The sequence below is a fragment of the Klebsiella sp. HN106 genome (genome assembly GCF_051209435.1).
Lineage (GTDB): Bacteria > Pseudomonadota > Gammaproteobacteria > Enterobacterales > Enterobacteriaceae > Klebsiella > Klebsiella oxytoca.
This window is the reverse complement of sequence record NZ_JBLURD010000008.1, coordinates 100462-115085: the sequence shown is the minus strand read 5'-3', so window position 1 is coordinate 115085 and position 14624 is coordinate 100462. Positions and strand designations below refer to the sequence as shown.

The window sequence follows — 14624 nt, the reverse complement described above, 5'->3', positions numbered from 1 at the left end:
AGGGGGATGCGATGCGTAAAACGGAACTATTGGCTTTTCTGCAAAATCAGACCGATTTTTTTGATCCGGATAACCTGAGCGAGGTCTTCACCGCCGGCTACCTGGCCCGGCGTTTTGCCATGCAAAGAAATACCGCCAGCCACTATCTGAATCAGCTGGTGGCCCAGGATGTGCTGGTGAAGATTAATACCCGTCCGGTCTATTTTTTCCATAAAGCCACCTTCTGCCAGCAGTTTTTCCCCCTTTCCCGCAGCGAGTACGCCAGCATGGTGGAGCTGCTCGCGGAGAGCGATCGACAGCCGGAGCAGGCGGATCATTTTTCATTGCTTACCGGCCATGACGGTAGCCTGCGCAAGCCGATCGAACAGATGAAAACCGCGCTGTTTTATCCCAACGGTGGCCTGCCGCTACTGATCGTCGGCGACAGCGGAACTGGCAAAAGCTATATGGCGGAGCTGATGCATGAGTTTGCCATCGCCCAGGGACTGCTGCCGCCCGATGCGCCCTTTGTCAGCTTCAACTGCGCCCAGTATGCCAGCAACCCGGAGCTGCTGGCCGCCAACCTGTTTGGCTACGTGAAAGGCGCGTTTACCGGCGCGCAGGGCGATAAAGCCGGGGCGTTTGAAGCGGCAAACGGCGGCGTGCTGTTTCTCGATGAAGTCCACCGCCTGGATGCGCAGGGACAGGAGAAGCTCTTCACCTGGCTGGATCGCAAAGAGATCTATCGGCTGGGAGAAACGGCGCAGGGGATGCCGATATCCCTGCGGCTGGTGTTTGCCACTACCGAAGATATTCACAGCACGTTTCTGACCACCTTTATTCGTCGTATCCCGATCCTCGTTAGCCTGCCTGATTTACAGACCCGCAGCCGCCACGAGAAAGAAGCGCTCACGCTGCAGTTTTTCTGGCAGGAGGCGCGCACGCTCGCCGCCCGGCTGCAGCTGACGCCCCGGCTTTTGCAGGTGCTGACGCACTACGTATATCGCGGTAACGTCGGTGAGCTAAAAAACGTGATTAAGTACGCCGTTGCGTCAGCCTGGGCCAGGGCTCCGGGCAGCGAGAAGCTGAACGTCACGCTGCACGATCTGCCGGAAAATATCATGGCCGCGACGCCGGCGCTTAGTGAACCGATGGGCCATGAAGAGCCGCTGCTTATCGAACCGCAGACCAGCCTGGTCTGGCTGCTGCGCGCGCGCGACCCGGTTCAGGGGCTGATTTATGATACTCAGTGCCGCGTTCTCGCGCTGTATGAGGCGGTGCTGAGCAAAAAAAGGCTCTGGGAAGAAGCGCAAAAAAGCATGGGCGAGGAGATTGAAACCCTCTTCGATCGGCTGATATTTGATAATCACGATACCCAGAGTTCGCATATGCTGCTGCTGATAACGCATCAGGTGCGGGAGGAATTTTATCGCCTTGAAAAGCGCTTCAATATCCAGTTTAACGGCAACTGTATTTATGCTCTAAGCCACTACCTGATTCATCGTTCCCGCCAGGCGCAGTCGACGATGAGCAACGAGAAAAGCCGCCAGCTGGAGGATTTCCTGGCGCAAAAATATCCGTTGCTGTATCGCTTTTGTGAAGAGATCCTCGCCGCGCTGGCGCTGAAGCTGGACATTGAACCCCGACGTATTGACCTGTTGTTACTGGTGCTGTGGTTACAGAAAAATGGCGCCATTAGCCAGCAGCAGGTGACCCGGGCAATTATCCTCGCCCACGGTTACGCCACCGCCAGCAGTATCGCTAACGTGGCGAACCGGTTGCTGAAAAGCCAGCTGTTTGAGTCATTCGATATGCCGCTTGATGTCACGCCGGAGGCTATTGCTAACCAGGTGATGGCCTATATTGAGAGTCACGCGCTGGCCTCCGGACTGGTCATCCTGGTCGATATGGGTTCGCTGAACGCCATTCATAGCCATTTTAACCGTCGGCTGACGACGCCGATGGCGATAATTAATAACGTCTCGACCGGGATGGCGATGTACGTCGGCGAGCGAATTTTGCTGGGCGACATGCTGGAAGATATCGTCCGGGAGATCCGCGGTGACCTCGCGATCGAGCATCAGCTCTATTACCCGCAAGCGGACAAACCGCGGGCGATTCTTACGACCTGCGCCACCGGCCTGGGAGCGGCGGCGAATCTGTCGGCGCTGTTAAAAGCCAGTATCCCTGAAGCGCTGGGGATCGATATTGTGGCATGCGATGTGGAGACGCTCGCCGATCCCGCGCGGCGGCAGCCGATGCTGAGCCGCTATGAGGTGCTGGCGATCGTCGGAACCCTGGACCCGCAGCTTGCCGATCTGCCGTGGATTTCGCTGGATTCGTTAATCTCCGGCGAAGGGAGCCGCCCGCTGATGCGCATCTTCGGCGAGCTGGCCACCGCTGAGCAGGTCAGCGAAATCAATAACCTGATCCTGAAGAATTTCTCGCTGCGCCGGGTGATCGAGTCGGTGACGATCCTCGATACCGGTAAAGTGATCAATCAGGTTGAGCAGTTTTTACTGCGCTATGAGCATCTGGCCGGCTGCGATGTGCCTAACGATCGCAAGGTAGCGCTGTATGTGCATATCAGCTGTCTGATAGAGCGCCTGATCCGCAACGCCTCGCCATCCCATTATTCCGGAAGGCAGTGTCCGCAGAGCGAGCTGGCGACGCTCCGCGAGGCTTTTAGTGTCATAGAGAGTGGATATAGTGTCAAAATCCCCGCCGTAGAGCTGTACTACATTCACGATATTCTGACGCGGGAAACTGAATTTATTCAGGAAGATCAAGAGTTTTAATCCCCTTCATTAGTTGATCCTTGCGCTAGCCGGCGCGCCACTGTTTCTGGCACGCCGGTTGCAATCAAGAAAGCAGTGGAATGCGCTTTCGAGGTAAGGATGAAACGACACTATATTTTTGCCAGCCATGGCACCTTTGCTAACGGTTTGCTGAACTCCGTGGAGCTGATCCTCGGTAAACAGCCGGATATTCATACCCTGTGCGCCTACGTCGAGGAGGAGGCCGACCTCACGCAGCAGGTGGAGACGCTGCTGGCGCGTTTTCCCGCCCAGGATGAGCTGATTGTGATTACGGATATTTTCGCCGGTAGCGTCAATAATGAATTTGTGCGCTTTCTATCGCGCCCGCACTTTCATTTATTGTCCGGCTTAAATCTGCCGCTGATTATTGATTTGCTCATTTCAGCTGGCGAAGAGAATACCGAAAAATTAATTTCTGAAGCATTAATAAGCGCCAAAGAGAGCATTCAGTACTGCAATCAGACGATTGCCAGTGCGATGACTATTGATAAAGACTTCTGAAATGAGGGAACACTATGATTACGCTATTAAGGGTTGACCATCGATTACTTCACGGCCAGGTTGCCTTTTCCTGGACGCAGTATGTCGGCGCTGATTGCATTTTAATTGCCAACGATAATGTCCCTGATGATGAGCTACGGAAAACGACGATTAAGCTCGCTAAACCCCCTTCAGTCAAACTGGTGATTAAAAATATTAACGACTCTATTGAATCGATAAAAAGCGGCGTGACCGACAAATATAATCTGTTTATCGTCGTGGAATCGGTAAATGATGCCTGGCGGATTGCCAGCGCCGTCGAGGAAATTAAAAGTATTAATCTCGGCGGAATTAAAGCCAAAGAGGGCAGTAAAAATATCTCTAAGGCGATTAATTTACTCCCGGAAGAAATAGAGCAACTGCAGCAACTGGTTGGGAAAGGCGTCGAAGTTGAGATTCGCCAGGTCCCTAACGACCGCAAACAGCTTTTTGCGGAATGCGTTTAATTCCGCGGAGGACAGATTATGGTAGAGGCTCTCTTACTGGGGCTGGTGGCGTTTATCGCGCAATCGGAATATGCATTAGGAACGTCGCTGATTTCGCGGCCTATCGTGACCGGGCTGCTGACCGGGCTGGTGCTGGGGGATGTACAAACCGGCGTCATCATGGGCGCGACGCTTGAGCTGGCCTTTATTGGCTCTTTCTCGGTCGGCGCATCGATTCCGCCTGATGTAGTAACCGGCGGTATTCTCGGCGTGGCGTTCGCCATTACCTCCGGCGCGGGAACGGAAACGGCGCTGCTGCTTGGCCTGCCCATCGCCACCCTGACGCTGATCCTGAAAAACGTCTATCTGGGGATGTTTATTCCGATGCTCAGCCAGAAGGCTGACGGCTATGCGGAGCGGGCGGATACCCGCGGCATTGAACGTATGCATTTGATTGCTGGCTTCGGGCTGTCGCTGATGCTCGCCACGGTGGTCACCGTGTCATTCCTGGTCGGCAGCAATGCGGTGAAATCCCTGCTTGACACGATCCCGGAATTTATCAAACACGGGCTCAGCGTCGCCACCGGCATCATTCCGGCCCTCGGCTTCGCAATGCTCGCCAGGCTACTGATTAATAAGAAAGTTGCGCCGTACTTTTTCCTCGGTTTCGTGCTGATGGCCTACCTGAAAATTCCGGTAACCGGCATCGCCATTCTCGGCGCTATTGTGGCGGTGGTCATGGTTAACGTCACCGCGTTGAGCTCACCTCGTACGACGACAGAACAAGGAGTCAGCGATGACGACGAAGATGATTTCTGAAGAAACTCTGCAGCCGCAGGCGCAGGAAGAGGCCCGTATTACGCCGCGCGATCTACGCCGGGTCTTCTGGCGCTCCTTCCAGATGGAGTTCTCCTGGAACTATGAGCGGCAGATGAATCTTGCCTTTGTTTACGCGTTGATTCCGGTGCTGAAAAAGCTCTATCCGCGCAAAGAGGAGCTGGCTGGGGCGTTAAAGCGACATCTGGTGTTTTTCAATACCACGCCGCATATCGTCACCCTGCTGCTGGGGATCACCGCGGCGATGGAGGAGAAGAATAGCCAGCAGAAGAACATGGACGCCAACGCGATTGATAACGTCAAAGCGTCGCTGATGGGGCCGCTGGCCGGGCTGGGGGACTCCTTCTTCTGGGGCACGCTGCGCCTGATCGCCACCGGCATCGGCACCAGCCTGGCCCTGAAAGGCAACATTCTCGGTCCCATCCTGTTTCTGCTGGTGTTTAACGTGCCGCACATCCTGGTGCGCTGGTTCTTTACCCGCTGGGGTTATGTGCTGGGCACCGGGGTACTGCAGCGCATCCAGAAGAGCGGAATGATGGAGAGCCTGACCTACGGCGCGTCGATTATCGGCCTGATGGTGGTCGGGGCGATGACCGCTTCAATGATTGATATCACCATCCCCATCGCATTCGGCGCCGGAGAGGCGAAAACCCAGGTGCAGGACATTATCAACGACATTCTGCCCTGCATGCTGCCGCTGGTAAGTTTCGGCATCGTTTACTGGCTGCTGGGGCGCAAGGTTAAACCGCTCTCTATTATCGGGGGGATGGCGCTGGTGGGCATTCTGGGTTCGTGGATTGGCTTGTTTTAACAGGAGTCGAAAATGGTAGCAACGATGATGACCTATATCAGCGAGGAGTCGGCCTGTCTGACGCAGATCCTGCGCGACTACCGGCAAAAGCTGGCGGCGATTGAGACTTTTGCCCGCCAGCACCCGGTGCGCCGCATTCTGCTGTTGGCGACCGGGTCGTCGCTGAACGCCGCCCTGTGCGCGCGCTATTTCTTTGAGCAGCGCTTCGGCGTCCTGGTTGAGATTAAAGAGCCGTACAACTTTACGCACTACGAGGCGGTCGATCCGCATACCGATCTGGTGGTGGCGATTTCGCAGAGCGGTAAAAGCGCCTCAACGCTGGAGGCGATGCGTAAGGTGCAGGCATTGAGCCTGCCGGTTTTTGCTCTGACCTCCGATCCGCAAAGCCCGATAGCCCGGGCCTGCGACGGGATACTGGATATCAACACCGGGATTGAGAGCGTGGGGTTTGTCACCAGAGGGTTTAGCGCGACGGTGCTGAATTTGCTGCTGATGGCGCTGACCATCGCCCGTAGCCAGGGAAAAGCCAGCGAGGCCGAGGAGCAGCGCTATCTTGCCGAACTGCAGCGGCTGGCGGCGGCGATCCCGGATGTCATTGACCGCACCTCGCGGTTTATCGACAGGCATGGCGAAGCGTTGCGGGGCGGCGAGCGCTTTGTCGCCACCGGCTATGGCGCTCTGGTTGGGGTTGCGAAAGAGTTTGAAACTAAATTTACCGAAACGGTGCGCGTGCCTTCCAGCGGCTTTGAGCTGGAAGCTTATATGCATGGTCCCTATCTTGAGGCGAATTGCCGCCATGTGATGCTGTTTATTGAAGATGCGCCGGATGGGCGGACCCGGGCGCTGCGGGACTATATGGCGCCGTCCATTGCCCGCGCCTTTACGCTGACGCTGAGCGATGAAGAGGATGCGCAGACGCTGGCGCTAAACTGCCCGTGTGAACATCACCTGGCGCCGCTGCTGCTGATTGTTCCCGTCCAGATGCTGGCCTGGCATACCGCCGGACTGAAAGGCATCGATCTGGCTAAACGTATTTTTGACGATTTTGACCGCGTCTTAAAAAGTAAAATCTGATTATTCAGGAGAAAACTATGTTGGGTTTTAATCAGGACGAGTACCTGACCAGTGCTCGCGAAATCATCGCTGCGCGCAAACAGGCGGAAGCCGTCGCCGACGATATTTATCACAGCGGCTGCAGCGCCTTATTTTTCGCCTCGGTAGGCGGTTCTTTAGCTCCGATGATGGCAATTAATGAGTTTGCTAAAGAATTAACTGGCGTGCCGGTTTATCTTGAGCAGGCGGCGGAATTAATCCATCGCGGGCATAAAAAATTAAATAAAGATGCGGTGGTGGTGACGTTATCCAAATCCGGCGATACCAAAGAGTCGGTGGCCATTGCCGAATGGTGCAAAGCACAGGGGATTCGCGTCGTGGCCATTACCCGTAATGCCGATTCGCCATTAGCTGAGGCGGCGAGCTGGCATATTCCGATGTGCCACAAGAACGGCGTGGAATATGAATATATGCTGCTCTACTGGTTATTCTTCCGCGTCATTTATCGTCACGGCGATTTCGCCCATTACGATCGTTTTGCCAGCCAGCTGGAGTTGCTGCCGGAAAATCTTCTGCAGGCCAAACGCCAGTTCGATCCGCAGGCGGATAAAATTGCCGCTCAGTATCACGGCTGCGACTATATGATGTGGATCGGCGGGGCGGAAATGTGGGGCGAGGTTTATCTGTTCTCGATGTGTATTCTCGAAGAGATGCAGTGGAAGCGGACCAAGTCGGTGAGTTCGGCTGAGTTTTTCCACGGCACCCTGGAGTTACTGGAAAAAGAGGTCCCCCTGTTCCTGGTGAAAGGCGAGGGTAAATGTCGGGCGCTGGATGAGCGCGTTGAGCGCTTTGCTGAGAAGATCACCGACCACCTGGTGGTTATCGACCCGCGTGACTATCCGCTGAACGGTATTGATGATGCTTTCCGCTGGATCATGGCGCCGTGTGTCGTTTCTACTCTGCTGGTGGACCGGCTGGCGGCCCACTTTGAACATCATACCGGACACGACCTTAATATCCGTCGTTATTATCGTCAGTTTGATTACTAAGCTATGCTGATGGCGGCCAGCCCGGCTGGCCGCCGCGCTATTCTCCGAGGCGCTTCCCAGAAAATTATCGTCAAACCCAACGGGTCAAAAACTGATGGTAGAGTCCGGCTTTCCTTCTCTTTCTGGCAAGCGGACGGCCATGAAAAAACGGATGACCTCAACGCCGCATGATGCGGTTTTTAAGCGATTTCTTCGCCACCCGGAAACGGCAAATGATTTTCTCACGCTGCACCTGCCGGAAGCGATCCGTCAGCGATGTGATTTTTCTACCCTGCGGCTGGAACCGGCGAGCTTTGTCGATGAAGATCTGCGCGCCTGGTACTCGGACGTACTATGGTCGGTACAAACCCCCTGCGGCCTGGGATATGTGTATGTGGTGATAGAGCATCAGAGCTCGCCGGATAACCATATGGCTTTTCGCCTGATGCGCTATGCGATTGCCGCCATGCAGCGTCACCTCGACGCCGGGCACAAAACGCTACCGCTGGTGGTGCCGATGCTTTTTTATCACGGTGCGACCAGCCCCTATCCCTTTTCCCTGAACTGGCTGGACGAATTTGCCGACCCGCAGATGGCGAGGACGCTGTATGCCTGTCCGTTTCCGCTGGTTGATGTGACGGTGATACCGGACGATGAAATTGTTCAGCACCGGCGGGTCGCGCTGCTGGAACTGATGCAAAAGCATATTCGCCAGCGCGATCTCAGCGGGATTACGGAGTCATTGGCGACCCTTGTCATGCTGGGATACACTAACCGCAGGCAGTTGAGAGTGCTGTTTCATTATATGCTGCAGTACGGCAACACCGCCGATCCGAGCGTGTTTCTCCGCCGGTTGGCCCGCCGTCTGCCACAATATGAGGAGAGGTTGATGTCTATCGCTCAAAAACTCAAGCAGGAAGGGATACAGGAAGGCCGGCAAGAAGGGCGCCTGGAAGGTCTGCAGGAAGGTAGCCGGCGGGAAGCGTTGCGCATTGCCGGCAGTATGCTGCAAAACGGTTTAGATACCGAGACGGTTCAGCGGATTACCGGGCTCTCAGCGGATGAGTTAAAGCCGCTGCATAGCTAATATCCGCACCCAGTCACCGCGACCCGGCGCAAAAGCCGCCGGGTGGAAGGGGTTACCCTTCGCTTTTCACCACTTTGATTTCAACCATACCGATGCCCAACTGACGCGGGGAGTGGCCGAGAATATTGCCCTCGTTCGTGGACTGCGGGTCCGGCGGCGCAATCGTCAACGTACTGCTGCGCGACGGATTATCGAAATGCAGGGTAGTGGTGGTGACATCATTAGCCAGGACGATCGTTTGTTCGCTGCTGCCTACCCGTACCGGAATCGGCTTATTGGCATTCGGACCGTAGGCTTTGGCGGTAATCACCAGATCGAATTTCTCCGGCAGCGGCTCCTTATATTCAATTTTCACTTCGCTGCCGAGCTGAGCGTTAGACCATCGCCCCCATGTTTCCGGTCGAGAGATACCGCTAAATTGCTTCACCTCTTCCGGCGCGCCGGCAACGTTGAACAGGAAGCTGTCGGCTTTATAGCGAATGTCGTTATCGACTATCTTCAGCGTATCGACGTTGCCCTTATAACGTTCCATATCGATAAGGGTATCTTTGAACGCGGTTTTACCCTGCCACTGGGCTTTGTCAACGCGCTGGACTTTCTGTTCGCCTCCCAGCTGGCCCTGCGATACGCACCAGTTGGTGGAGAGCGCCACTTCCGGCGACCACAGCTGACCCATCTTGTAGCAGCGGTCGACCCAGACGAAATTATCACGCGGCGCGAAATCGGCCAGCTGGAAGCGCAACGGTGCGGAGTATTCGCTTTCCGGCAGCGGCTCAACGCGTTTGTCGGAGATGCGCAGCAGCAGCGGCAGGCGGAAATGGCTGCCGGAGAAGGAGATCATATTTTTCTGCGCATCAACGGTGAAGTTCTTCATCTCTTTGGGGAAATTCCACAGGCGGATGATATCCGGCTTCCACGCCAGCACTTTCTCTTTCATATTGAGGAACACGGTGGAGAGCGACTCTCCGGAAAGGCTGCTGCGGCCAAGGCCAATAAAGTTATCGCCGCCGAGAATATCGAGCACTGTCGCGCCGTTATCCATGGTATTACGTTTGACGGCCAGCGTATCCTGCTGGGGTTGATCGCCGCGCAGGACGAAAAACAGATTGCTGCGATCCTGCTTATTCAGATAATCCCAGGCGCTGTTTTTCATCGCCAGGTGATCGGATGACACTACGATGACCGTATTTTTGAACCACGGAGAAGCTTTAATCTTCTCGATTAACGCCGCAATGTGCTCCTGACTGCAGGAGACGGCGCTAAAGGAGAGGTTCTTTTTGCCGTCCATGTCGTAGCTTTTGCGCTGGCAGGTTCGGGAGATGAAACCATCCGGATGATGGGTATCGACCGTCAAAGCAAACAGCGAGAAGCGTTTACCGGACTGCGAAAGCGCTTCGAATTTTTTCCAGGTTTCATCAAGCACCGTATCATCGTAGAAGCCCCAGTCGTTACGATAGGCCGGATCGGCAACCGTGGTTTTTAGCTCTTCCGCGCCGTACAGATGATCGAAGCCGTGAGACTTCAGGAAGACATCTTTTCCGGCGAAGCGCAGATTCGCGCCCTGTACGAAGTAGTTCTCATAACCCGAGTTTTTCAGGATATCCCCAAGGCAGATATTCTGCGGGAAAAAGCTGGAAACTGAGGCCGAGGCGTTGCCTTCAAACGGCGCAAACAGCGGGATCCCGCACTGAGAGGCGACCATTCCGGCAATCGTGTAGTCTGTGCCGGGCAGCTGGGCGGTATTGCTGAAATCCAGCCCCTCGCTTTTGAGTTTACCGAGCTCCGGCGTCAGGTCCGGGAAGGCGTCGTTATCAAAATAAGTGCGCTCCAGACTTTCGCCGTAGATGTACACCAGGTTCAGTTGCGGATTGGCGATGCTTTTTGATGGCTCTTTGTAGTAAGCCACGAAGTCAGGATCGCCATCGCGGGACTGGGATTTAACCAACTCGCTAATCTGGCGAAAAGCGGGGCTGGCATCCACTGAAGCCAGCGCCAGAACCAGCGCCACGAGGCTGTAGCCAAAGTGATGAGGGTGATGCCGGCGGCGGCGGAGCACCCAGCCGAGTGCGCCAAATACCGCGACCAGCGCCACGACCAGCCCAACGCCAGGCAGGATATATTTGCCCACGCCAGCGCCCGTCAGGCTGTTGGTCAACGTATAAAGTACCGCGTCATTGATACCATCGCCGGTGAAGTAATTGCTGGCGTAGAGGGTAATATTCAGAATAACGAACAGGCCCAGCACCGTGAGCGTGGCGGCGAACCACCAGGTATTACGACCGGCTTTTAATGCATAAATCATCACCGAGGCAAGAAACAGGGCGATGGATAACAACTCTGACACAGCTCATCCTCATTCACGCCAGTTGTCTGCTGGCCAGATAGATCTTTTTCCACGCTACACTGTAATTGCAGCGCAATATTGCCGCAATTGTAACGTCATGAATTTGTGCTGTGGTTCAGAATTGGTTTAGAAATCGCCGTTTTTGATCTGCTTCACATCCAGTCAGCCAGGGGATTCCGGGCAAAGATGTTAAAAAACAGACGTTGCCGCCGCGTTGGCCAGGGTAACCCGCCAAACGCGGCATTAAGAGGATAAATCAGGAGAGGAAGCTCACGCCCTGTTTTAAGACCAGGTCGCAGGCTTTGGTTTTGACTTTTTCCGCCAGCGGGCTGCTGCCAAGGTTGTTCAGATTCAGCTGCTGGCCATCTTTGCTGGTCAGCAAACCCTGAAGACCCTCAAGATAGCTGGTGTCTTCTTTTTGTTTTTCCGGCGTGCTGAGACCCAGTTTATCCAGCACCTGATTTTTGATGTTTTCAGTATTGGTGACTGAAGCCAGCTTCTGTTTCGCGCAATAAGACATAATCCCTGCGGCATTATTCATGCTGCTGGAGGTCAACGACTGGTTGCCGCCGTTGAGCAAACCGGTCAGCGAAGAGAGGGACATCCCGCCGCTTTGCTGGCTACCGTTCTGGCTGCTGAGCTGGTTTGCGGCGCTGGAGAGAGAATCCTGCCAGGAGGTGGCGTGGGCGCCGAAGGTGAATAAAGCGCCGGCCACTATCGCCGTGCGGAACAACGTTTTTGCAGATTTCATAGACGTACTCTTCGCCGTGGCTGAACATGCAAAGATTATAACGCTGGCGGTGTTCAGAAATATCTTAATACTCTTTTCCGGTTACGCGATCGCGGTAGCTTTCCCAGTTAAAATTGACCCACAGGCTATTGCCCAGCCGCATACGGTCCATTACGCGCTCGCCAAGTAGTTTGTTCATCTCGTCCATGGTGCTGTTCGTCAGCATACCGGTTGGGCGCTTTGACGAAGAGCGGCGATCGACAATCTGATTAATGATGACCTTCTCGTAGCGTGATTCCGTTTGCATACCGATTTCGTCTATTACCAGCAGGTCGACCTTGCTCAAATCGGTGAGTAGCTGCTCTTCGCTGGTTTCCCGGTTGCCGAAGGTATCTTTCATCGCTGACATAATATCGGCGACGGTGATAATCAATACCGATTTCCCCCGCAGCAGCAGCTCGTTGCAGATAGCGGCGGCAAGGTGGTTTTTTCCGGTACCCGGCTTTCCGGAGAAGATAAAGCTGGCGATATTGCCGTCGAACTCCTCAACGTACTGGCGCGCTCTGGACAGCGCAATCATCTGGCCCTCGCACTCAACCCGGTAGTTATCCAGCGAACAGTTCTGGTGCAGCGGGCGGATGCCGGAGCGGTTAAAGGTACGCTGCATTTTCATGGCGCGGTTTTCGCGTTCCAGCGCCTCAGAGCGCAGCTTGCCCTGTTCTTTTTGCCACGCCAGCAGCTCTTCACCTGTCTTGAACGCGGGTTCGACATGGGCTGGCATCATCTTTTGCAGGCGCTTCATTAAATCGCCGACATTTTTCATGCTCATCCTCGGAATCCTCGTGGAATATGGTTATCGGGTTCGCTAATCGCGTTGACATCCCGTCGCGGCTGGCCGCCGTTGCTGGCCCGGCCAATCTGCACGCTGCGCGCCAGCTTCTGCTGCCACTGGACATGATGAAAGACTTTACCTTCCGCCTGCCAGTAAGCGACAAATGCCGCCAGCTCTTCCGGCGTGACGGGCTGGCTGAGGGCGATGCCCCACAGCGCGGCCAGACGCTGGAAATCGGCATCCGGCTGCCAGTCGGCATACATCGGAAATTTACCCATCGGTACCGCAACGGGGGCCGCTGTCGGCTCGTCAAAAAACTGCGCATCCAGCGCAATATCGCTATTAGGGCGCGATAATTTGGCTTCCAGCTCCAGCAGCTGCGCCAGACGCTCCGGCGTCAGCGCATAGAATGCGGGCGCGTTGTTGGCAAATACGGCGACGGCGCCGGCGGTGGATTTTGCCAGCACCGCCGCGTGATCCTGCATGAAGTCATCCAGACCGCTAAAATCGGTAGTTAATATTCGTGAAGACATAAATCAATCTCAACTCTGAACAACTAAAAAGAGAGGGGTAGCTGCACACATAGTAGCATAGAGGTCGCTCAGGAAGGAGCGCCGCGGGCGAACCGGCGGCGCGGTTAGCTAGACGCGCGGACGCTTGCGATACAGCCAAAGTCCCGGAATAGAAAGCCCGATAGATAATGCACCAACGATAGACGAAGCCTTAAGAAAATTGCTTAACAGCATAATCATCATCTCTTCCGAGTAGCCAAAATGGCTGATTTTCACCGCAGAGATCATCGCGGTATAGGCGGAGATGCCCGGGAACATCGGGATTACCGCAGCAACGGTGAAAATCTTCGGGTGAGCCAGATACCAGCGCGACCACTGGATGCCGATGCTGCCAACCACCAGGGCGGCCATAAACGTCGCCCATTCAATATTAAAACCTGCCGTCATCATAACCATGCGCGAGCCGTGGCCGATAGCCCCCAACAGGGCGCACCAGCGCAGCGCTCGCTGCGGAACGTTGAATACCATCGCAAACCCAACGGCAGGGATGGCGGCCAGCACCATATCCAGCGCCAGTTCGTAGAGATAAATGATTATGCCCATCCGCGTAGCCCCCACATTGTCATCGCCATCACCACGCCAATACAGGTCGCGAGGGTTAACAGGCTGGCGATTGCCCAGCGCGCCAGGCCGGTGTTGATATGTCCCTTAAACATGTCGGCAACCGCATTGATCAGCGGAAAGCCGGGTACCAGCAGCAGCACGCTGGCGGCCATCGCGATCGTCGGCGTGCTGGCGAAAGCCGGCAGGCGCAGCATCAGCCCGGAGATGGTGGTTGCGACAAAGGCGGTGAGGCAGAAGTTGATTTGCGGATGCATGGAGCGATGAGTCAGGACCTGGCGAATATACATCGCTACCGTGCTGGCGCAGAAAGTGACCAGCGCGCCGTCCCAGCCGCCGTTGTTAAGCTTGCAAAAGCAGGCGCAGGAAAGGCCGACCATTAAAACCAGCAGCCAGCGTGGATAGCGCAGCGGCTTGATCTGGGCGAAGCGTTTTTCGACATCTTTATAATCCAGCAGCTTATGTTCCGCCATAATCACAATATGCTGAACTTCCGTGACGACGTGCATGTTGATGCCGCGATCGCTGTTTTTCCGCGTCGACGTCAGACACTCGCCATCTTTGATGGTGGTGAGAACAATCGCATTAGAAGAGATGGCGCTTTCCACGCTATCCATCCCCAGCGCCAGGCCCAGGCGGGTTGAAAGCTCCTCTACCAGCGCGCTTTCCGCTCCGTGTTGTAATAAGAAAAGACCACATTGAATGCACAATCGCGTGATTGCGCGCTGAGTTGCCCGATCTGCTTGCATAGATACCTGCTGTCCGTGATGCCCGATGCCGTAGTGTCTGGCGATACTTTTACCTGAAGTTGCGTTTTATCTGAGCGGTCCGGATCAAACAATGTGTAAAAAACCGCCGCATCCAGAGGGGCGCTGAAATTTGAACTCCGCCACACTTCCGCAAGATTGGTGAAAAGTACAATTTTTGCACCAATTTCTCCCTTCTTTTTCCCGCCAGACTTATCAAAAATGCAAATTCAAACTTTTAATAAACAAAAAACAAACAA

At 55.0% G+C, this 14624-nt stretch carries 14 protein-coding genes; 8 read left to right on the top strand and 6 right to left on the bottom strand.

The annotated features are described in order from the left end of the window. Positions 1-11 precede the first annotated feature (11 nt). From ACSIPU_RS19100 to ACSIPU_RS19065, 8 genes are all read left to right on the top strand, one after another. On the top strand, positions 12-2777 hold the full coding sequence (locus ACSIPU_RS19100) for a sigma 54-interacting transcriptional regulator (protein WP_024273694.1): 2766 nt from the start codon (positions 12-14) through the stop codon (positions 2775-2777). Positions 2778-2876: 99 nt separating this feature from the next. Next, positions 2877-3299, top strand: coding sequence for a PTS sugar transporter subunit IIA (locus ACSIPU_RS19095; protein WP_004108510.1), 423 nt, complete (start codon positions 2877-2879; stop codon positions 3297-3299). Between the two features lie 14 nt (positions 3300-3313). Further along, entirely contained in the window at positions 3314-3784 is a 471-nt protein-coding gene (locus tag ACSIPU_RS19090; protein ID WP_004108507.1) for a PTS sugar transporter subunit IIB, read from the top strand. A gap of 18 nt (positions 3785-3802) precedes the next feature. Next, entirely contained in the window at positions 3803-4582 is a 780-nt protein-coding gene (locus ACSIPU_RS19085) for a PTS mannose/fructose/sorbose/N-acetylgalactosamine transporter subunit IIC (protein ID WP_004108505.1), read from the top strand. Further along, positions 4560-5411 (top strand): PTS system mannose/fructose/sorbose family transporter subunit IID, encoded by an 852-nt coding sequence (locus ACSIPU_RS19080; protein ID WP_004108503.1) that lies wholly within the window; start codon positions 4560-4562, stop codon positions 5409-5411. The genes ACSIPU_RS19085 and ACSIPU_RS19080 overlap by 23 nt, the downstream gene beginning before the upstream one ends. A gap of 12 nt (positions 5412-5423) precedes the next feature. After that, entirely contained in the window at positions 5424-6485 is a 1062-nt protein-coding gene (locus tag ACSIPU_RS19075; protein WP_004108501.1) for an SIS domain-containing protein, read from the top strand. A gap of 17 nt (positions 6486-6502) precedes the next feature. Next, a complete protein-coding gene (locus ACSIPU_RS19070; protein ID WP_004110359.1) occupies positions 6503-7513 on the top strand; it encodes an SIS domain-containing protein in 1011 nt (336 codons plus the stop codon). 139 nt (positions 7514-7652) lie between these two features. Next, positions 7653-8579, top strand: coding sequence for an Rpn family recombination-promoting nuclease/putative transposase (locus tag ACSIPU_RS19065; protein ID WP_017145046.1), 927 nt, complete (start codon positions 7653-7655; stop codon positions 8577-8579). Positions 8580-8631: 52 nt separating this feature from the next. Here the strand turns inward: ACSIPU_RS19065 and opgB are convergent, their stop codons facing one another. The 6 genes from opgB to ACSIPU_RS19035 form a co-directional block, all read right to left on the bottom strand. Then, positions 8632-10923 carry a phosphatidylglycerol--membrane-oligosaccharide glycerophosphotransferase gene (gene opgB / locus ACSIPU_RS19060; protein WP_053064586.1) on the bottom strand — a complete coding sequence of 764 codons (2292 nt, stop codon included), beginning with the start codon at positions 10921-10923 and terminating at the stop codon, positions 8632-8634. A 256-nt stretch (positions 10924-11179) separates the two neighbouring features. Next, on the bottom strand, positions 11180-11674 hold the full coding sequence (locus ACSIPU_RS19055; protein WP_004108494.1) for a DUF2501 domain-containing protein: 495 nt from the start codon (positions 11672-11674) through the stop codon (positions 11180-11182). Positions 11675-11738: 64 nt separating this feature from the next. Beyond that, positions 11739-12476 carry a DNA replication protein DnaC gene (gene dnaC / locus ACSIPU_RS19050; RefSeq protein WP_024273697.1) on the bottom strand — a complete coding sequence of 246 codons (738 nt, stop codon included), beginning with the start codon at positions 12474-12476 and terminating at the stop codon, positions 11739-11741. 2 nt (positions 12477-12478) lie between these two features. Beyond that, positions 12479-13018, bottom strand: coding sequence for a primosomal protein DnaT (gene dnaT, locus ACSIPU_RS19045; protein ID WP_004108490.1), 540 nt, complete (start codon positions 13016-13018; stop codon positions 12479-12481). 108 nt (positions 13019-13126) lie between these two features. Then, complete coding sequence (locus tag ACSIPU_RS19040) at positions 13127-13600, bottom strand: threonine/serine exporter (RefSeq protein WP_004108488.1); 474 nt, start codon at positions 13598-13600, stop codon at positions 13127-13129. Continuing rightward, on the bottom strand, positions 13591-14367 hold the full coding sequence (locus ACSIPU_RS19035) for a threonine/serine exporter family protein (RefSeq protein ID WP_004108487.1): 777 nt from the start codon (positions 14365-14367) through the stop codon (positions 13591-13593). Before ACSIPU_RS19035 ends, ACSIPU_RS19040 begins: the two co-directional genes overlap by 10 nt. Positions 14368-14624: the final 257 nt, after the last annotated feature.